General features: G+C 66.5%; 19 protein-coding genes. 10 read left to right on the top strand and 9 right to left on the bottom strand.

The genetic code is table 11. The annotated features are described in order from the left end of the window. Nucleotides 1–50 precede the first annotated feature (50 nt). The gene (locus ABRP34_RS15495; RefSeq protein ID WP_353710876.1) at nucleotides 51–734 is read right to left on the bottom strand and encodes a TetR/AcrR family transcriptional regulator C-terminal domain-containing protein; all 684 of its coding nucleotides are present in this window, start codon (nucleotides 732–734) and stop codon (nucleotides 51–53) included. Between the two features lie 408 nt (nucleotides 735–1,142). Between ABRP34_RS15495 and ABRP34_RS15490 the strand changes: the two genes are divergently transcribed. Beyond that, nucleotides 1,143–1,400 (top strand): hypothetical protein, encoded by a 258-nt coding sequence (locus ABRP34_RS15490; RefSeq protein WP_353710875.1) that lies wholly within the window; start codon nucleotides 1,143–1,145, stop codon nucleotides 1,398–1,400. Nucleotides 1,401–1,405: 5 nt separating this feature from the next. Then, complete coding sequence (locus ABRP34_RS15485; protein ID WP_003802947.1) at nucleotides 1,406–1,786, top strand: hypothetical protein; 381 nt, start codon at nucleotides 1,406–1,408, stop codon at nucleotides 1,784–1,786. Nucleotides 1,787–1,846: 60 nt separating this feature from the next. Here ABRP34_RS15485 and ABRP34_RS15480 read toward each other — a convergent pair whose 3' ends face one another. Both ABRP34_RS15480 and ABRP34_RS15475 read right to left on the bottom strand, forming a co-directional pair. Further along, nucleotides 1,847–2,173 carry a hypothetical protein gene (locus tag ABRP34_RS15480; RefSeq protein ID WP_353710874.1) on the bottom strand — a complete coding sequence of 109 codons (327 nt, stop codon included), beginning with the start codon at nucleotides 2,171–2,173 and terminating at the stop codon, nucleotides 1,847–1,849. A 66-nt stretch (nucleotides 2,174–2,239) separates the two neighbouring features. Beyond that, a complete protein-coding gene (locus tag ABRP34_RS15475; protein WP_353710873.1) occupies nucleotides 2,240–3,106 on the bottom strand; it encodes a LysR family transcriptional regulator in 867 nt (288 codons plus the stop codon). Nucleotides 3,107–3,176: 70 nt separating this feature from the next. On the opposite strand from ABRP34_RS15475, the gene ABRP34_RS15470 reads away from it, so the two are divergent. From ABRP34_RS15470 to ABRP34_RS15460, 3 genes are read left to right on the top strand one after another with little or no spacing between them, the layout of a single operon-like run. Next, entirely contained in the window at nucleotides 3,177–4,100 is a 924-nt protein-coding gene (locus tag ABRP34_RS15470) for an EamA family transporter (protein WP_353710872.1), read from the top strand. Between the two features lie 20 nt (nucleotides 4,101–4,120). Continuing rightward, entirely contained in the window at nucleotides 4,121–4,600 is a 480-nt protein-coding gene (locus ABRP34_RS15465; RefSeq protein WP_353710871.1) for an NUDIX domain-containing protein, read from the top strand. Between the two features lie 37 nt (nucleotides 4,601–4,637). Then, complete coding sequence (locus tag ABRP34_RS15460) at nucleotides 4,638–4,970, top strand: hypothetical protein (protein WP_353710870.1); 333 nt, start codon at nucleotides 4,638–4,640, stop codon at nucleotides 4,968–4,970. A gap of 24 nt (nucleotides 4,971–4,994) precedes the next feature. On the opposite strand, the gene ABRP34_RS15455 is transcribed toward ABRP34_RS15460, so the two are convergent. The 4 genes from ABRP34_RS15455 to ABRP34_RS15440 all read right to left on the bottom strand — a co-directional run bounded on the left by ABRP34_RS15455 (nucleotide 4,995) and on the right by ABRP34_RS15440 (nucleotide 10,414). After that, the gene (locus ABRP34_RS15455; RefSeq protein ID WP_353710869.1) at nucleotides 4,995–5,894 is read right to left on the bottom strand and encodes an NAD(P)-dependent oxidoreductase; all 900 of its coding nucleotides are present in this window, start codon (nucleotides 5,892–5,894) and stop codon (nucleotides 4,995–4,997) included. Nucleotides 5,895–5,931: 37 nt separating this feature from the next. After that, nucleotides 5,932–7,851 (bottom strand): TRAP transporter large permease subunit, encoded by a 1,920-nt coding sequence (locus tag ABRP34_RS15450; protein WP_353710868.1) that lies wholly within the window; start codon nucleotides 7,849–7,851, stop codon nucleotides 5,932–5,934. Nucleotides 7,852–7,948: 97 nt separating this feature from the next. Beyond that, nucleotides 7,949–8,971, bottom strand: a complete 1,023-nt coding sequence (locus ABRP34_RS15445; RefSeq protein ID WP_003802928.1) for a DctP family TRAP transporter solute-binding subunit — start codon at nucleotides 8,969–8,971, stop codon at nucleotides 7,949–7,951. A 90-nt stretch (nucleotides 8,972–9,061) separates the two neighbouring features. Then, nucleotides 9,062–10,414, bottom strand: a complete 1,353-nt coding sequence (locus ABRP34_RS15440) for a Gfo/Idh/MocA family oxidoreductase (RefSeq protein WP_353710867.1) — start codon at nucleotides 10,412–10,414, stop codon at nucleotides 9,062–9,064. Nucleotides 10,415–10,665: 251 nt separating this feature from the next. Between ABRP34_RS15440 and ABRP34_RS15435 the strand changes: the two genes are divergently transcribed. Both ABRP34_RS15435 and ABRP34_RS15430 read left to right on the top strand, forming a co-directional pair. Beyond that, nucleotides 10,666–11,715 (top strand): LacI family DNA-binding transcriptional regulator, encoded by a 1,050-nt coding sequence (locus ABRP34_RS15435; protein ID WP_353710866.1) that lies wholly within the window; start codon nucleotides 10,666–10,668, stop codon nucleotides 11,713–11,715. Nucleotides 11,716–11,730: 15 nt separating this feature from the next. Beyond that, nucleotides 11,731–12,042 carry a putative quinol monooxygenase gene (locus ABRP34_RS15430; RefSeq protein WP_353710865.1) on the top strand — a complete coding sequence of 104 codons (312 nt, stop codon included), beginning with the start codon at nucleotides 11,731–11,733 and terminating at the stop codon, nucleotides 12,040–12,042. 35 nt (nucleotides 12,043–12,077) lie between these two features. Here the strand turns inward: ABRP34_RS15430 and ABRP34_RS15425 are convergent, their stop codons facing one another. After that, a complete protein-coding gene (locus ABRP34_RS15425; protein WP_353710864.1) occupies nucleotides 12,078–13,082 on the bottom strand; it encodes a LacI family DNA-binding transcriptional regulator in 1,005 nt (334 codons plus the stop codon). A 142-nt stretch (nucleotides 13,083–13,224) separates the two neighbouring features. Between ABRP34_RS15425 and ABRP34_RS15420 the strand changes: the two genes are divergently transcribed. The 3 genes from ABRP34_RS15420 (at nucleotide 13,225) to ABRP34_RS15410 (ending at nucleotide 17,158) form a co-directional block, all read left to right on the top strand. Next, complete coding sequence (locus ABRP34_RS15420; protein WP_353710863.1) at nucleotides 13,225–14,403, top strand: Gfo/Idh/MocA family oxidoreductase; 1,179 nt, start codon at nucleotides 13,225–13,227, stop codon at nucleotides 14,401–14,403. Next, nucleotides 14,400–15,416 carry a sugar phosphate isomerase/epimerase gene (locus tag ABRP34_RS15415; protein WP_353710862.1) on the top strand — a complete coding sequence of 339 codons (1,017 nt, stop codon included), beginning with the start codon at nucleotides 14,400–14,402 and terminating at the stop codon, nucleotides 15,414–15,416. Before ABRP34_RS15420 ends, ABRP34_RS15415 begins: the two co-directional genes overlap by 4 nt. A 122-nt stretch (nucleotides 15,417–15,538) precedes the next feature. After that, nucleotides 15,539–17,158, top strand: coding sequence for an MFS transporter (locus tag ABRP34_RS15410; protein WP_353710861.1), 1,620 nt, complete (start codon nucleotides 15,539–15,541; stop codon nucleotides 17,156–17,158). A gap of 198 nt (nucleotides 17,159–17,356) precedes the next feature. On the opposite strand, the gene ABRP34_RS15405 is transcribed toward ABRP34_RS15410, so the two are convergent. Beyond that, nucleotides 17,357–18,352, bottom strand: coding sequence for a substrate-binding domain-containing protein (locus tag ABRP34_RS15405; RefSeq protein ID WP_003802902.1), 996 nt, complete (start codon nucleotides 18,350–18,352; stop codon nucleotides 17,357–17,359). Nucleotides 18,353–18,506: the final 154 nt, after the last annotated feature.

The raw sequence follows: 18,506 nt of genomic DNA, 5'->3' as shown, positions 1-18,506 counted from the left end.
GCCGCCGTGACTACACATGCCGCCCGGGGATTGCCCCGGATTTGTTCACCTCAGGGGTTGTTGCGCGGAGTCAGCCTGGCTGCGAGGCCGGAGAGCAGAATGTCCAGGCCCTGGTCCAGTTCGGCCGCCCCGTCGTAGTCAGCCAGAACCGGAGCCAACGCGCGGAGCCGGGGAAACTCCCGAGCGGGAAGACGGTGCAGTCCAAGACGGAGCAACGCCTCATTCTCTTCCGGATCGACGATGAATTCCTGCAACTCATTGAGGATGTGCCCGTACAGGAACCCGTAATAGGCCCTGTACACATGGAGCGCATCGCCGGGCCCGAATCCGGCGTCGATCAGCAGGGACAGGATCTGCTCCAGAGGGCGCAGCGTGCCCAGCGGACGCAGGCCCAGGGGAGTGGAGAGTGGGCGCGTCACCAGCAGCGGCACAACATTGGGGTGCCGGAGCGCCAGGAGCCGCAGGTCATGGGCTATCCGCCGCAACTGCGTCTGCCAGTCCCGATCGTCACCGATGATCGCCAGTTCGTTCAGGACCAGCTCGGTCACGCCGTCCAGCAGCGCGGCCCGGTTGGCAGCATACCGGTACAGGCTCATTGGATCCCGGCCGAGCTCCTGCCCCAGCCGGCGCATTGTCAGGGCGTCCAGCCCTTCGGCGTCCAGCAGCTTCAACGCCGCAGTGAGCACAAGGTCACGGCTGAGGCGGCTCTTCGTGCCCGCAGTCGTGGCGGTCAACGGCTTATCCACGGGCGACACGGCTCCTTTGGGCGGTCCAGGGGACCCACCTCCTCTGTGGTCAGCGCGGTTGCTTATTAGGTAGTCTACGCGTAAAGTCTACAGCGTAGAGAAGTTGTTATCGCCGGTTTCAGAAGCGGGACCCTGGTGGCATGACCGTTCCGGTCGCTCACACCACCCAGGAGTACCCATGTCAGCTCACACGCAGTCCAGCCAAGCAGGTAACCGGAGCCACGCTCACTCCTAAACCGAGCTATGGGGCCGTGTAAAGCGGCCTCCCCCCGCCCGGCGCTCCTCGAGAGCGCCGGCCGCCGGACCCCCGCTTCGCCGCTCCCGTGCAGGGCCCCGAGGCGTAACCCGCTGCAGCCCGACGGCGGCACCCAGGCACCCAGCGGAAAAGAGCCATCCATGGCACATTCGCAATATGACCAGTTCCTCCAAGAAGCCACCACCGCCGATGACCACTCGGACTCACCGCTGGGCCGGGACCGCCTCTACGGCCTTTACACCAGTTGGTGTTTCCTCCGCCAAGAGGCGCCGCGGCCCGAAAGCACCTTCTGGGCGGCCATGAAGAAAAAACACATCCACCCCGGGCGGAACGGCCTGCGCATGAAGGGCCCAGCCGCCGCGGACTACATCCTGGCCAGCTGCCCGGGCCTGGTTTAGTCGACGTGGACACGTCCGTCAGCACATACCTTCCCGGGGATGCGCACCAGCCCCGGGGCAACCGGCCCTGGTGCGCAGGATGCGACACCGACCACCACCTCGTCGTCGACTCCATTGCCGTCATGGACCCCCAGAGGGAAACGCTTGCCGCCGCCTTCAGCTGCGCCAAATGCGGCGGCTCCCGCGTTCTGGCCACCACCGAACGCTTCGTCCTGCCATTCAGATTCCCGAGAAAAGAACCTATGATGACTACCCCCTGCAGCCTCTCCCCCGCCATTCCCGAGCGCCAAAGCATCCACGAATTCGACCTATCACCGGCGGGACTCGCAGACGCACCGGCAAACGAACAGGACTCCGACAGTCTCGTCCACCCCGGTAACAGCTGACCGACGCAGCGGTGACCAGCTCGACCAGTGGTGGCTAGACCGATCGGCAGCGCGCGCCCGTCAGTCGTCCGGACTCTGGCTCAGGACCTGGAAGTTGGCGCCGATATTCACTTCCACCTCGGACCCGTCGCTCTTCCGGATCTCCACCTCATACGAAGAACCCGCGCTGTCGCCCCGCTCGACTTCGGTCACCTGCCCTGACCCGACTTTGGCCATTGCGGCGTCGATTGCTTTGTCTCGGTCGGTCTGGTTCAGCTGCTGTTCCGTGCCGCCATTTGTCCTCGAGTCATCGTCGAAGGGGTTCACGGAAGCCGCTGCAACCGAGGCGCCTCCCAGAGCCGCCGCGGCGACGGCTGCTCCAATAAGCCACGCTGTTTTCTTGCCCACGACAGACTCCTTCCGCATCCTTTTTCCAGTGTCCTCCTGCTCAGGGGGCGGGACAAGGCGCCTCAGTCAGCCGGCGCCGCCGTCGTCATAGGCCTGCCGCGCGAGGCGGGCAAAGTCGGAGATGAGCACGGACGGATCGTCTTTCCAGTACGCGAGGAACACGGAAATGGGCGGGGCGTCCCGGACAACCTTGTAGGCCACGCCGGGCCTCGGGTACTGCGCCGTAGTTGCCTCCGAGGACATCCCCATCGCCTGCCCGGTGGAGATCAGTGTCAGCCAGTCGTCCACTCCCTGGACGGGGCGGAGGGATGCCGGCTGCGCTTCCGGGCTCCACAGGTCCACCGTGGTTGTTCCGGTCCGGCTGTCGACGGCGATCGTCCGCCCGGCAAAGTCAGCCAGGCGCAGGAAACGCCGCCGGGCCAGCGGATCCGTGGCGGCCACCGCGGCGTAGCGCCTTTCCGTTCCAATCAGCACCTCGGCGAAGCGGGGGTCGTTGAGCTGTTTGCGGACGACGGCGACATCAACAGTACCGTTGGCCAGTCCGGCGGCCGGCGACCCGGATTGCACCCAGACCAGCGGGACAGCGGGGTTCGATTCCTCCCAGCGCCGCTGCACGGCCAGTGTCCGGCTGCCCACCGCGGACCAGGCGTATCCCACCCTGAGTTCCCCGGCGCCACCCCGCGCTGCCTCTTCCAGCAGGCGGGCTTCGTCCAGGACCCGCCGGGCGTGCTCGATGATGCGGTGGCCGGTCGCCGTGGGCGTGACCCTGCGCGTCGTCCGCTGGAAAACCCGCACGCCGAGGGCCCGCTCCAGCGCCGCGACCGATCGCGAGACGCTGGCCTGCGACGTGCCCAGGGCGATGGCCGCGTCGGTGAACGTCTGCGCCTCGGCAACGGCCACGAGGGCCCGCAGATGGCGCAGTTCCAGATTCATACGGCAATCGTATAGAACCGGCAGCCGGAACATTTATAGGTTCGCCGCTCTGCGCCCACACTTGCTGTCTATGGAGACTTTCGCAGAGCCCGGCACCGGCCGCGTCCGCAGTCAGTCAGCACCAGCCCAGGGACGGATCCTGGGCGGCGTCCTGACCATGACCGGCAGTGGAATCAGCAACCAAATCGGCGCCGGCATCGGCGCACACGCATTTTCGGCAGTCGGCCCCGCCGGCGTGGTGGCCGTGCGGCAACTCGTCGCTGCCGCCGTACTCCTGCCTGTGGCCCGGCCTCCCCTGCACCGGTTCACCTGGCGCCAGTGGTGGCCGACGATCCTCCTGGGCGCTGCCATCGCCCTGATGAACATTTGCCTGTACGTCGCCATCCAGCGGATCGGCCTGGGCCTGGCCGTGACGCTGGAGTTCCTCGGCCCGCTGGCCATTGCCCTGATGCGCTCGAGGACCTGGCTGGACATCCTGTGTGCGGCCTGCGCCGGCTGCGGCGTCTATGTCCTGGTGCTGCCCGGTCCCAGCAGCGACTTCGCCGGCATCGGCATCGCCATGGCCGCGGCCGCATGCTGGGCCGCCTACATTGTCCTGAACAGGGTTGCCGGGCAGCGGCTGCCGGGCCTTCAGGCCCCGGCGGCCGCCACGGCTGTTTCCCTTGTCTTCTACCTGCCGGTGGCCACCTATCTGGTGGCCCAGGGCTCCCTGTCCGGTCCGGCGCTGGGCTACTCGGTCGTCGCCGGCGTGCTGTGCTCGGTCATCCCCTACGCCGCGGACCTCATCGCGCTGCGGCACATCCAGCCCGGCTTCTTCGGCGTATACATGAGCATCAACCCGCTGCTGGCCGCCCTCTCGGGGACCATCGTGCTGGGCCAGTTCCTCGTCCTGCACGAGTGGCTGGGCATGGCCGTCATCGTTGCCACCAACGTGGCGGCCGTTCTGCTGGCCGGACGCTGCCGGCGCCGGTCCGTCCCGGCATCCCCGGGGTAGCCTTGGGGCAGGAGGGCAACATGGCTGTCAGGAGTGCAGGCCTTCTGCTGCATCGGCAGAACAGCGCGGCGGAAGTGGAAGTGTGGATCGCCCACATGGGCGGCCCCTTCTGGGAGCGCAAGGATGAGCGGGCCTGGTCGATACCCAAGGGCGAGTACCTTGAGGATGAGGATCCGCTCGCGGCGGCGCAGCGTGAGTTCGCCGAGGAAATGGGCGTCCCGGCCCCGTCCGCGGACTACGTGCTGCTCGGCACGTTCCGGCAGCCCTCGGGAAAGCTCATCACGGCATTCACGGCCGAGTCCGCCTTCAAGCCCGAGAAAATCCTGAGCAACACGTTTCCGCTGGAGTGGCCCAAGGGCTCAGGGACGGTCCAGCACTTCCCCGAGATCGACCGGGCCGAGTGGATCGGCGAATCCGAGGCCCGCATCAAACTGGTCAAGGGCCAACTGCCAATCCTCGACGCGCTTATCCAGCATCTCCGGGGCACCGAGGTTGAATGACACGATGCGTGCGGCGTTCATACACGAGGCCACTGTAATGATGGAAGCCGACGGCGACCTGCGCGCCTTGGGTGCCGCGGTCACCCTTGAGCTGTGCGGAAGCTGGGACCACCCGCCGTGCTGCCCGCTGGCGCCGCACCACACCCGGCCGGACAGGGACGGGGACGGGAACACGGTCGCGCTGCGGATCATCTTCGCCACGGAACCGGCGAACGAGGCCCTGGTCCGCAGCCGCATCGACAGCGCCCTCCGCCAGGAAACCCTGACCGGCCCGGATGGCCGCACCAGCCACTGGAAATTCCTTGGCGCCGGCCCCGGCGAGCTCGACCCCGCCGAGGCCGAGCACGCCCGGCGGCTCACCGGCTCCTGACGTGGCGCCGGGCGGCCCCCGCACCTAGCTGGTTTGCCCCAGGACCGTCCGGTAGATCCCGGTGTGGTCGAGGTCGCCGTCGCCGGCCTCCACCATCACCTCGAAGGCAGCGCGGACGCTGGCAGAGAGAGGCAGCTTCAACCCGGTGTCCTTGGCGATCTCGGCGATGAAGTTCAGGTCCTTCAGCTGGTTTTTCGCAGAACCGCCACCTTCGAACTCCCCGTCGATCCAGCGCTGGCCCTTCTGCCTGAGCACCTCCGAATTCGCCAGTCCCCCGGCAAGGATCGACTGCACCTTTCCGGGGTCGAGCCCTGTGGCCGTGGCCACGGCCATGGCCTCAGCCAGGGCCGTGACGGTGGCAGAGACGACGATCTGGTTGCAGGCCTTGACCGTGGACCCGGCCCCCGCTTCCCCGAACCAGACGACGGTGGAACTGTAGAGCTCAAAGAGCGGCACGAGGCTCCGCACAGTGTCGCGCGGTCCTCCGGCCATGGTGCTCAGCCGGCCTTCCTCCGCCCCGATGGTCCCTCCGCTCAGGGGCGCGTCCACTACCGTCACCCCGTACCGGTTCCGGCTGTCCTCGGCAAACCGGGCCACGGCCACCGGAGACACTGTTCCGTGAATGACCAGGACCGGTTCCCCGATGCCGGCCGCCTTCCACCCGGCCAGGAGTCCGTCCTCGCCGGGCAGCAGGTCGGCGACCTGCGGCAGGTCCGGCAGGACGGTGAGGACCACGCCGGCCGCAGCCTCCGCCGGCGTCGCGGCCACCCGGCCCCCGCCGATGGCCCTGGCCTTTTCCGCGGTGCGGTTCCAGAGTGTGAGGGGGACCCCGGCGGCCAGGATGTTCCTGGCGATGGGCGCACCCATCGGGCCGGTGCCCAGCAGAGCCACCGACGCTGGAACCCCGGACTTCTGATCCTGCATGCCTGTCACTGCTTTGTCTGTCACTGTGCTCACGCTGCTAGAAGGGAATCAGGCCGGCCATGGCCGGCAGGAAGGTGCTGAACCAGGGAACGGCGGCAAGCACCAGCAGCCCGATGAACACTGCGATGAGGTACGGCCAGAAATGCTTGAGGCTCTTTTCCACGGTTTCGTGTCCCGTCGCACAGGCCACATAGAAGCCGACGCCGGCCGGCGGCGCGAACGAACCGATGCCCATGGCGATGATCAGGACCATGGCGTACTGCACCGGGTTGACGCCGAAATCAGTGGCGATCGGCAGGAGCAGGGGCGCGAAGATCAGCACGGCCGGCAGGCCCTCCAGCAGCTGACCCATGATGATCAGCAGCACGATGGTGAAGAGCATGAAGAGCACGGGCGAGTCGCCCAGGCCCGACATGAGGTCGTGGATCTGCTGGGACACACCGGCGAGCGCGAGGGTCTGGGCGAGCGGTGAGGCTGCCGCGATGATGAACAGGACCATGCCCGCTGTCGTGGTTGTTTCCCGCAGGGTATCGCCCAGCAGCCGCCTGCTGCCGCGCCGGTAGGCGGCGGCCAGCACGAAGGCGTAGGCGACGGCGACCGAGGACACCTCGGTGGGGGTGGCGAAGCCGCTCAGGATGCCCACCACCATGCCCACCGGGAGCAGCAGTGTGGGGATGGCGAAGAAGGTGGCGGAGCCGCGGGCGCGCCAGGTGGCCTTCGGGCTGGACACGCCGCCCTGCTTGCGGGCTCGGAAGAAGACGAGCCCCATGACCACGAGGGCCAGGAACGCGGCGGGAACGAAGCCAGCAAGGAACAGCGTGGTGGTGGAGATGGTGGTGATGGAGCCGAGGATGAGCAGGACGATGCTCGGCGGGATGGTTTCACCCATGATGGCGGAGGCAGACAGCACCGCGACCACCTCGCCGCGGGGGTACTTGCGTTCCTCGAGCATGCCGCGCATCGTGGTGCCCACGGCCGCGACGTCCGCAACCTTGGAGCCGGAGATGCCGGAGAAGATGTACATGGTCACAACGACCACCTGGAGCAGGCCGCCCCGCAGGTGCCCGATGAGCGCGTCCACGAGCTTGGCGAGCGGCAGCGTCAGGCCGGCGGAGTTCATGACGGTTCCGGCGAGGATGAAGAACGGGATGGCCAGCAGCACGAAGCCCTTCGCACCAGATGCCATGCCGATCGGGATGGCACTGACCTCCGAGATGCCGCCCAGGTAGAGGTAGATGCCCGAGGCGAGTGCGAGCACGAACGCGATGGGCAGGCCGAGGAACAGCAGGGCGAACAGGCCAACGAGAACCACGCCGAGCACGACGTTCGGCGAGGCGTAGTAGAAGAGCGGCTGGGCGAAGAGGACGGCCGCGGCCAGAACCGCCGTGATGCCGGTAGCCGCCAGGACCGCGCGGCGCGGCTGCCGCCAAAGCTTCAGGACCGCGAACCAGGCGATGAGCACCATGCCCAGCGCGAACGGCAGCGAGACCCAGAAAACCGGCAGCTGGAGGATCGGCGTCTTTTCCTCAAGCTGCTGGACCAGGGTGGGAATGAACAGCGCGAGCGAGCCGGCGCTCATGACGAAGACAAGGCAGTCCACGAGGGCCGCCAGGTACGGCTTCCAGCTCACCGGCAGGCGCATCACCAGTGCCTGGACTGACATGTGGGCACCCTTGGGGTAGGCGATGGCACCACCGATGAAGGCGATGGTGAGCAGTGCAATCTCGGAGACTTCCTGCGTCCACAGCACGGAATCCCCGGTGACAACCCGGACCATGATGTTCAGCAGGATAACCACGAGCTCGGCAAGGATGGCCGCGCCGACGGTCCATTCCAGGGCCTTGTCCAGCCAGACGGCTCCGCTCCAGCGCGGTGCGACGTGCCCGTGGTGGAGGATCTCTTCCGCATCGGACGGAAGGACCTCTTCGAGTTCCTTCGGGGCGAGTGTATGTTCCATGTTTTTCCAGACTGTCATCGTTGAGAGCGGGATGGTGAGTGCGGGATGTGGGCGGAGGGCCGGGGCGGCGGACTGCGCTCCGGCCCTCGAAAGGGGATTACTGGGCTGCGGCGATCGCCTGGTCGAAGAATTCCTTGCCGATCAGCTTCGAGAAGTCCGGGTACAGGCTCTTGGAGACGGCTTTGAACTGTTCGAGTCCGGCGGCGGTGGGCTCGTTGGCCTTCATGCCCTTGGCGGTGAGTTCGGCCAGCTGCTTCTCCGACTGCTCGGCGTCGTATTCGGTCTTGAACGTGGCGGTCTCAGCCGAGGCATCCGTCAGGATCTTCTTCTGGTCCTCGTTCAGCGAGTCCCACTTCTTCGAGGACAGGGCCAGGACCCAGGCATCGTTGATGTGGTGCGTCAGTGAGACGTACTTCTGGACTTCCGAGAACTTGTTGGTCCACGGCACCTCAATCGGGTTTTCCTGGCCGTCAATCGTTCCGGTCTGCAGGCCGGTGAAGACCTCGGAGAAGGCCATGGTGGTGGGGCTCGCGCCCAGCTTGCCGAAGAAGTCCGTCCACAGCGGGTTGCCGGGGACCCGGATCTTCAGGCCCTTCAGGTCCGACGGCTGCTCGATGGGACGTTCGGAGTTGGTAATCTGCCGTCCGGTCCGGGTGAGGAAGGACAGCGCGACGGTGTTCTTCTCCTTGAGCTTTTCCTTCAGGACGTCCCCGGGTTTGCCGGCCAGGAACGCGGCTTCTTCCTTGGTGTCGTCGAAGAGGTAGGGGATGCTGATGGCGTTCATTTCGGGCACCACAGACGCATATACCGACGTCGACAGGATCAGTGCGTCCAGCGAGCCGCCCTGCAGCCTCGTGACAGCGGCGTTCTGGTCCCCGCTGAAGCTCGTTCCGTTCGGTACCACCGTGACAACCACGGACCCGTTGGACGTCTTCTTCACCTGGTCGGCGAAGTGCTGGGCGGAGACGCCCACCGAGGAGGTCAGCGGGTCCGGGATGGACAGCTGGATCTTGGCAACGGGCGAGCCGCCGCCGGGCGCCCCTGGTGCGCAGCCGGCGAGGACGGAGGCGGCGACGGTGCATGCCAGCACTCCGGTGAGGGCGCGGGTCTTCGATTTCATGTGATGCCTTTCTTCATTGGAAGGAGTCTTGTTCCCGGGCACGGGAAGCTTGGGGTTCGCAGCGCGCCCGGGAAACGGGATTCGTGTGAATTAAGTGGTCAGCGCGGCTTCGGTGACGAGCGCCTCGGTTTCGCGGCGCAGCTCGAGGGCCTGGGAAAGCGACTCGTCCATGATGACGTCTTCCCAGCGGACGGTGGCACCCTTGGCGATGTCGGTGCGCAGCTCGACGTGGTGCGCCAGGGCTACCGGCAGGGCGCCGATTTCCACGGAGTGCTTGGCCGAGACGAGCTTGCCCCAGACGGTGAAGCCGCCCTCGCCGTCGAGGAATTCGCCGGCCTTCAGGTCCTTCTTGGCGGTGGCAACGACGTCGCCGAAGAAGCCGACGGGCGAGCCGGTGGCGATGCCGCGGAGGGCTGCGTTGGCGATGGACATGTTCAGTTCGAGGCCCACGTAGTGGTACGGGCGGTACAGGGCCGCGTACTGGCCGGTGGGGTCCGGGTGCCAGGGGTATTCGTTGAAGCAGCCGGAGACGTAGCCGTTCGTTGCCTTGACCACAACGAAGACGCCCTCCTGGGTGTTGTGGCTGATCCAACTGCCGTCACGGTTGACGCTGGACATGACGTCCACACTTCCCTCGTGCGCCAGGGCACCCCCGACGTCGGCCGGGCGGCAGATGGTGGCGATCTCTTCCACGTCACCCGGGGTGAAGGTCAGTCCGGAGTCCGACGGCGTGAGGCCTGCGCCGTTGGCGACGGCGGCCATCTCGATGGATGCCTTGGTGCCGTCCCGGAAGGAGGTGTGCATGTAGGGGTTCAACTGGCCGGAGTCGGTGAGCTCCTTGGAGAACTCCCAGTTTTCCCACACGTTGTCCGGGTTCATCTCGTGGTAGTGCTCAAGGTACTTGGCGCCCTTGCCCGCGCAGACCACGTCGAAGCCGCTGGTCCGGGCCCAATCCACAAGTTCCATAATGAGGGCGGGCTGGTCACCGTACGCCATGGAATAGACGACGCCGGCCTCCTCCGCGCGCTTGGCCAGCGCCGGCCCGGCCAGTGCGTCCGCCTCGACCGTGACCATGATGATGTGCTTCTTGGTTTCGATCGCCCGCAGCGCGTGCTTCACACCGACGATCGGATTGCCGGTGGCCTCAACGATGACGTCGATGTCGACATCGAACAGCTCGTCAGCGTTTGCCACGATGGTGGTGGAGCGGTTCTCCAGCGCGGTGGCGATGTCCGGGGCGATCTGGTGCTGGGGCCAGCCGACCAGCTCGAACGCGCCTTCCGCCCGCTTCACATTGATGTCAGCGATGGCTACAACATGGATGCCCGGGATGTTGTTCGCCTGGGCGAGGTACATGGTGCCATAGCGGCCGGCGCCGATGAGACCGACGCGGATCGGGCGGCCCTGGTTCTCGCGGTCGCTAAGAAGCTTGTGAAGGTTCATGGGGATCTCTCTGTTTGATGTCTGACCGAAGAGAGATGGCCGTCCACCTTGGTGGTGGAGCAACCTCTTCGTCGCATTGTTTGTGATCTGGGTTAGCAGACGTTGTGATCTGGGTTAGCAGATGTTGTGATCTGGGTTAGCAGATGTTGTGATCTGGGTTACCGAAGTGGAACCGGTTCCACTTTTGTACCAGTCAGTGTTAAGCTGTGTCAACAGATGTCGGTGAACCCCACCGGCCGCAAGGAGGAGCATTGAAGAAGGCGCCCACTATCCGCGATGTGGCGGCAGCGGCGGGGGTCTCGGTGTCCGTGGTGTCGCGGGTACTGAATCCGGACTCCGGCCCCGTGGCGCCGGCCAAGCGCGAACAGGTGCTCAGCGTCATCAGCGACCTCGGATACCGTCCCCGCGCTGCGGCTCGGGAACTCAGTGCCGGCCACGCACTTACCGTCGGCCTGGTGGTCACGGACCTTGCCAACCCGTTCTTCGCCCAGCTGGCGGACCGCGTGGTCTGGGAGGCCCGCAGCCACGGCGTGCAGGTGGTCGTCATGACCACCCAGGAGGACCCGCACCTTGAGGCGGAATCCCTCGATACGCTCCTGGACCGTTCTGTGGGCGGCGTCATTGCCACACCAACAGGCGGAAACATCGAGAAATGGGACCGCCTGCGGGACCTCGGAGTCAACGTGGTTTTTGTTGACCGCGCCATTGCGGAGCTTGGCGACGTCGATGTCGTCAGCATCGAAAACTCCGATTCGGCCCGGCGCGCTACCGACCACCTCATCGCGCTCGGCCACGAGCGGATCGGCCTGGTCACCGGACCCGCCAGCACTTCCACCGGGCGTTCGCGGATCGGCGGCTACCGGGCCGCCCTCGAAAGCGCTTCAATAAACATCGATCCCATACTGGTCCGGGACGTTCCCTTCCGCGGAGACGGCGGGGGCGACGCCGTCGGATCGCTTCTGGCACTCCCGGAGCCCCCCACGGGACTGATCGTCGCCAACACCGCGCAGGTGCAAAGCTCAGTCCGGCGCCTCGTCCAGATGGGCGTCCGGATCCCCGACGACCTCTCGGTGATCGTCTTTGACGACAATCCATGGACGGAACTGACCAGTCCGCCGCTCAGCGTGATCCGGCAGCCGATCGGCATGCTGGCCGTGCATTCCCTCGAGCTCGTCCTCGGACGGATGCAGGGCCGGCTCCCTGCGGGCGCCAGGACCATCGAGGTCAAGGCCGACTTCGTGCCGCGTAGCAGCTGCGCGGCCCCTGCCCGCTCCGCCACCAGCAAGTCCGCAACCAGATAAGGAAAAGGAAAACCCATGACCGTAGTTGTCACCGCCGTGTTCACGCCCAAGGAAGGTGCCTTCGATGACGTCGTCTCCGCGCTCTCCCCCGCCATCGCGGAGGTGCACGAGGAGCCGGGCTGCATTCTGTACGCCATCCACGAAGCCCCGAACGGCCAGGTCGTCATGATCGAAAAGTGGGAAAGCGCCGAACTCCTCGATGCCCACGGTGCCGGCGACGCCGTCAAGCGCCTGAACGCCTCGCTCGAGGGGCTCCTGGCGGAACCGGTGGAGGTTACCCGGCTGGCCGCCATCCCGGCGGGCACCAGCGCGCAGGGCGCGCTCTAACCACACGAACGACGGCGGTCCCTCGCCTGGGCATTTCAGGCAGGGGGCGCCGTCGAGCCCCGGACCACCAGCTCCGGGTCCACGAGCTTCGTCTGGACGGGCAGGTCCGGATCCTTCATGCGCTCCAGCAGGGCCTTTGCAGCTCCTGCACCCACCTCGCCGTTGCGGCCGTCGATGGTGGTCAGGCGCAGCAGGTTCGCCGAGGCGAGCGGTGAATTGTCGTAGCCGATCAGGGACAGATCCTCCGGAACCCGCCGTCCCCGGTCCCGCGCCGCCGCGGCCACCCCCATCGCCATCACGTCATTGGCGGCAAAAATCGCGGTAAGCGCCGGGTTGCGGTCCAGCAGCTTCAGGGCGCCCTCGTAGCCGTCCGGCTCCATCGTCAGGCCGTGGCCCTGCGCGACGTCCGGAGAAAGCCCGTGTTCGCGCATCACGGCCTCAAACCCCTGCGCCCGAAGACGGGCGGCGCCGCCCCCGCCGGTCACATGCCCGATCTTCCTGTGCCCCAGGCCAATCAGGTGCTCGGTGGCCAGGCGGCCGCCCGCCTCGTCATCATTGGCCACAATGTCCGCCCCCGGGACAACGAGGTCACGGTTGCCCGCCACCACCGCGGGAACGTCAACTGCGGCGAACATCTCCTCCGTGGGCTCAGTGGCGATCACAATGCCGTCCACCCGCAAAGACATGAGACCGTCCACCGGCGTCCGGTCCAGGTGGGCATTGAAGGACGGGTCGGCGACGGCAACCCGGAAGCCGAGAGGGGCGAGTTCATCGTGCAGCCCGCCCAGCAGGCCGACGAACCAGAGGTTCCGGTAGTCATCCAGTACGACGCCGATGGTCCGGGACCGGTTTCCGGCAAGGGTCGCCGCCGCCCGGCTGGGGCGGTAGTTCAGCCGTACGATGGCTTCCTCAACGGCGGCGCGTCGCGCAGCTGACACGCCGGGCGCACCGCGCAGGACCAACGAGACCAGGGATTTCGATACCCCGGCCGCGGAGGCAACGTCATAAATGTTGGGGCGCTTGCCGGTCTCCTGGGTCACTCTGCAATTGTCACCCATCGGTGGACCATTGGGATATTGACAGGACAAAGTCACAGCCCTATCGTATTTATGGAGCGCTCCATTTTGCGTCACACGTCACAGCGGCTGAGTCCCGCAAAGCCCGTTTCAAAGGAGAAAACCAATGCCCAAAGATCTCGGCGTAGCCGTCATCGGGGCGGGCATGGCCGGCAAGGCTCACGCTGCCGCCTTCCGCACCGCGTCCGCCCTCTACAACCCCGTCCTGCCACCCATCCGGCTGGTCTCCATCGGAGATGTGAACCCGGAGTTCGGCTCCCTCGCCGCCCGGCGCTTCGGTTACGAGCGCAACGACACCTCTTGGCAGGCCATCGCTGAAGCCGATGACATCGACGTCGTCAGTGTTGTCATCGCCAACTCACTCCACCGGGAAGTGGTGGAGGGCCTCCTCGCCGCCGGCAAGCACGTGCTGTGCGAGAAGCCGCTGAGCGACACCCTGGAAGACGCGCGGGCCATGGCCGACGCAGCCCGCAACGCTTCCTCGATCGCCCGCATCGGGTTCACCTTCCGCCGCACCCCGGGCATCGCCTACATCCGCGACCTCATCCGGAACGGAACGCTGGGCAAGGTGCTGCACTTCAGCGGCCGCTACTGGACTGACTACGGCTTCAGCCCGGAGGCCCCCATGAGCTGGCGCTACAAGGGCGGCCCCGGCTCAGGTGCGCTGGCCGACGTCGGAAGCCACCTGGCCTATGTCTCCGAATTCCTCTGCGGCGACATCAAATCCATCAGCGGCGGCCGCCTCAGCACGGCCATTGACAAGCGGCCCCTGCCGCTGGGCGCCGTCATGGGGCACGACCACGCCGCCGTCAGCGACACCTTCGAGGCCGTGGAGAACGACGACTATGCAGCCTTCTCCGCCGAGTTCGAAAACGGCTCGGGCAGCTTCGAGGTGTCCCGCGTTGCCGCCGGGCACGCGAACAGCCTCAACTTCGAGGTCTTCTGCGAGAACGGCTCGGCCAAATTCGACCAGCGCCGCCCGGCGGAGATCCAACTGTTCCTCAACGACGGCTCCGGCCACGAAAACGGCTACCGCCAGGTCATCCTTGGCCCGGGCCACCCGTACATCGCCGGCGGCCTGGCCATGGACGCCCCCGAGGTCGGCTTCGGCCAGAACGACGCTTTCGCCTACCAGTCCCGCGCGTTCCTCGAAGAGGTCGCCGGCCTCAGCGAAGCGGAATCCCTGCCGCGCTGCGCCACCTTCGACGAAGGGGTCCGCAACATGGAACTGCTCGCCGCGGTCACCGAATCAGCCCTGAACGACGGAAAGAAGATCACGCTATGAAGCTCGGCGTCTACAACGCGATCCTGCATGACCGCCCGCTGCCCGAAGCGCTGAAGGTCGTCGCCGACCTGGGCCTGACTGGCATCGAAATCAACTCCGGCGGGTTCCTCCCGGCGGTGCACGTCCCCACCTTCGACGAGATCCTCGAGAGTGACGCCGCCCGCGATGACTACCTGGCGGTCTTCGAAGGCACCGGGGTCTCCATCGCGGGACTGAACTGCAACGGCAACCCGCTGCACCCCAACCCCGCGATCGGTGACAAGCACGCCGAGGACGTCCGCCGCTCCGTCCGACTGGCCCACCGGCTCGGACAAAACCGTGTGGTCACCATGTCCGGCCTGCCCGGCGGGGAACCCGGTGCCACAGTGCCGAACTGGATCGTCAACGCCTGGAACTCCGCCGCACTGGACGTCCTGGACTACCAGTGGGGCGTCGCCGCCAAGTTCTGGAAGGAAACCGACAGGCTCGCCGCCGACCTCGACGTCAAGGTCGCCCTGGAACTGCACCCGCAGAACCTCGTCTTCAACCCCGCCGACGTGTACAGGCTCGTCGAACTGACCGGCGCCACCCACGTCGGCGTGGAACTCGACGCCTCCCACCTGTTCTGGCAGCAGATGGACCCGGTCGCAGTCGTCCGCGAACTCGGCCCGCTGGTGTTCCACGCAGCGGCCAAGGATGTGCGAGTCAACAAGGACACCGCTGCGGTCTACGGCGTCCTGGACAACCGCTTCCGCCGCCTGTCCCCGGAAGAGAACCGGACCAACCTCGGCGGCGACGAGTGGGCCAACGAATGGCCCAAGCCCGCCGCCTGGGACTTCGTCGCCCTCGGCAAGGGCCACGACACCGCGTACTGGACCGAGTTCCTGCGCGCCCTCCACGACGTGGACCCCGACATGCTCGTCAACATCGAACACGAAGACGTCGAACTGGGCCGCATCGAGGGCCTGGAAGTGGCTTCGAAGGTTCTCAAGGAAGCAGACGCAGCCCTGGCCGCCTCGCTGGTCAGCCCCTAGCCGCAAGACCCGCGATACGGGCACACACAGGAAGCCTGCCGGCAGTCAGCCGGCAGGCTTCCTGTGATGCAGGTACAACGCGCCGGACGCTCCGTGGGCGGGGAGAAAAGCGCCGCGGGCAGATGCTTGGCGTCCTTCAGGTTGGCTGGTTCATCGGTGCAGCCCTGGCATCCCTCGTCGGCTTCGTCATCTTCGAAGCATTCGGTGCCGGCTCCTGGCGCTGGATCCTGCTCACCGCCGCCGTACTGGGCACCGTCGTCATGCTCATGCGACTGGGGACACCGGAGTCCCCGCGCTGGCTGCTGCACAACGGACGCAAGGCCGACGCCAAGCTGGCACTTCGTGCCGCCCTCTCGGACCAGCTGAACGTCGACCACGTGGTCTTTGAAACGGCTGATGACGCTGCAGTGGGCAAGAAGAAGGTGGATCTCCGAGTGCTGCTGCGCCGGCCCTACCTCAAGCGCATCATCTTCTGCAGCTCCTTCTACGCCCTGCAGGTTGGTCCCCTGTTCGCCATCTTCACCTTTGGCCCCACGATCCTGTCGGCGTTCGGCATGGGTGAGGGCAACCTCTCCAACCTCGGTTCCGTGATTATCGATATGGTCTTCCTGGCCGGCTGCATCCCGGCACTTAAACTGATCGAGTCCTGGGGCCGCCGGCCGCTCATCATCTGGTGCTTCGTCCTGATGGCCCTCCCCCTCTTCGTCCTGGGTCTCTTCCCGTCGGCTCCCGCTGCCATCATTGTGGGCTGCTTCGTGGCCTACGCACTGTTCTCCGGCGGGCCCAGCATCCTTGAGTGGGCGTACCCCAGCGAGATTTTCCCGACCCACGTCCGTGCCAGCGCCGTGGGCATCACCACCGCCGTGAGCCGCATCGGCGCGGCCCTCGGAACGTTCGCGCTGCCGTTCGGCCTCGCCTACTGGGGCATCGGTCCCACCATGCTTGTCGCGGCAGTCCTGACCGCCGTCGGATTCTTCGTCTGCCTGTTCATGGCCGAGGAAACCAAAGGCATGACAGCACAGGTCCGGACCCATGGCCAGGACGTCTCCGGCCGCGCCGAGCAGGTGGCCCTGCAGTTCGAGAGCGCCATCGGCATGGGGCTGCTCAACCCGGGCGAGCGGCTTCCGCCGGAATCGGTGATGGCCGAGCACCTCGGCGTCTCGCCCCTCACCCCGCCAGTCGCTGGCGGCACTGCGAAGCAAGGGACTTCTAGGCACCCGCCGCGGGCGGCGGCGGCGGAAGCTACGTGGCGGGGGTGCTCCCGGTGCGGGAGGCGGAGATCGCCCAGCGGGTGCGCCGGCACAAGAGCGACGACCTGCGCGACCTCATCGACCTCGCCGCCGCGACGGCGGGCTCGGCAGCCCGCCTGGCGTCCAAACGCTCCGACGAGCAGGACGTACGGCGCCCCCGGAAGCTCGCCCAGCGCCTTTCTGCAAGCACGGAGCCGCACAGGCTTCGCCAGGCGGATGCCGGACCAAGCTGGAGTCCCTCCGGCCGGTCGTCGAGGACATCGTCACGGGGCAGGCGGGCCTGGTGGACAGCGCCGGGGTGTCCGTCACCCCGGGCTTGTTCGCCGACGCCGGCGCGTGGCACCAGTGGTGGAGCCTGGTGGGCGGGAAGCTGGTGTTCATCCCGCACCATCTGAATCCCGCGTCGATCGATTACTACGACTACACGGAGATGACCTGGTACGAGCGGCCCCTCGCGTCCGGCCAGCCCGAACTCATTGGCCCGTACATTGACTTCGGCGGTGCCGACATGAAGATCGTCACGGCGTCGCGGCCGGCGCTGCAGGACACGCGCGCCGTGGCCGTGGCCGGTGGCGGACCTCACCTCTCCCCCGTGGCACCTCGTCGCGGACCGCTGATTGGCCGACGCCGCTGGCTGAGGTTTCGACAAGCTCAACCAGCGGCGGTTTCGACCAGCTCAACCAGCGGCGGCTAGCGGATGCCCTGGTCGGCGAACTTCACGACGTCTGCCGCGTTGGACTTGTCGACGATGGTGGGCCCGGTGAGCACGGGCTGCCCGCCGCCGAGCTTGAAGCCGCCCCGCTTGACCTGCCACAGGGCGTCCACGGACCCGTAGCCCTGGAGCCAGGGCTGCTGGTCGACAGTAAACAGCACGGTGCCGTCGGCGATCTTCTGGGCGAGGTCCTTGTTCAGGTCAAAGGATGCGACCTTTGCCGAGCTGCCCGCGGTGGCCACGGACTTCAGGAGGGTCAGCGTGATCGGGGCACCCAGTCCAACGATGACGTCTGCGTCCTTGGCTGCCTGCAGCTTGGCGGTTGCCGTAGATTCGACGGACGTCATGTCGGCGCCGTTCACGTACAGGATCTCGGTTCCCGGAACCTTGGACTTCACGCCGGCGCAGCGGGCTTCCAGCCCCACGTGCCCCTGCGCCTGGATCACGCAGATGGGGTGCTTGAAGTTCTCGGCCGCCAGTTTCTCGCCCACCGCCTGGCCGGCGAGTTGCTCGTTGGAACCGAAGTGCGTAAACGCCCCGAGCTGCTTGGAGACGTCCTCACCGGCATTCAGGCTCACGATGGGGATGCCGGCGTCAGAGGCTTTCTTGAGGGAATCCTTCAGCGCGCCGGGCGTGGCCAGCGTGACGGCGATTCCGTCCACCTTCTGGTCAACGGCCTGCTGGATCAGCTGCGCCTGCCGGCCGGCTTCGGGGTCGTTCGTGTAGAGGAGCTCCACGTTGTCCTTGGCCGCGGCCTCCTCGGCGCCCTTCCGGACGGTGTCCCAGAAGGTGTCCCCGGCCGGAGCGTGAGTAATCAGCGCAATCTTCATGCGCGGAGTGGAGACGGCCTGGCCCCCGCCACCTCCGCTGTTGGCTTCCGGCGCTCTTCCGCCCTGGCTCGAACATGCCGTCAAAGCCAGCATCGGGATTGCAACCGCGGCGACCGCTGCGCGGCGCCAAAAAAACTTCTTCACTGGTGATCTCCTTCGATCGCGTCCAGATGATTAGGGGAACACACCGCTGCATCTTTCCGGCCGGATAAGAGGGATGTGACCGAGCGCTTGGAGCGCTCCATAAATTGAGGATAGGAGCACGAGTTTGTCCTGTCAATAGTTCTATTCGGCGGAG

Origin of the sequence: Arthrobacter sp. K5, from assembly GCF_040448525.1 — a bacterium.
GTDB lineage: Bacteria > Actinomycetota > Actinomycetes > Actinomycetales > Micrococcaceae > Arthrobacter > Arthrobacter globiformis.
Note: the sequence above shows the minus strand (reverse complement) of the source record. Positions and strands in the feature narration are given on the sequence as shown.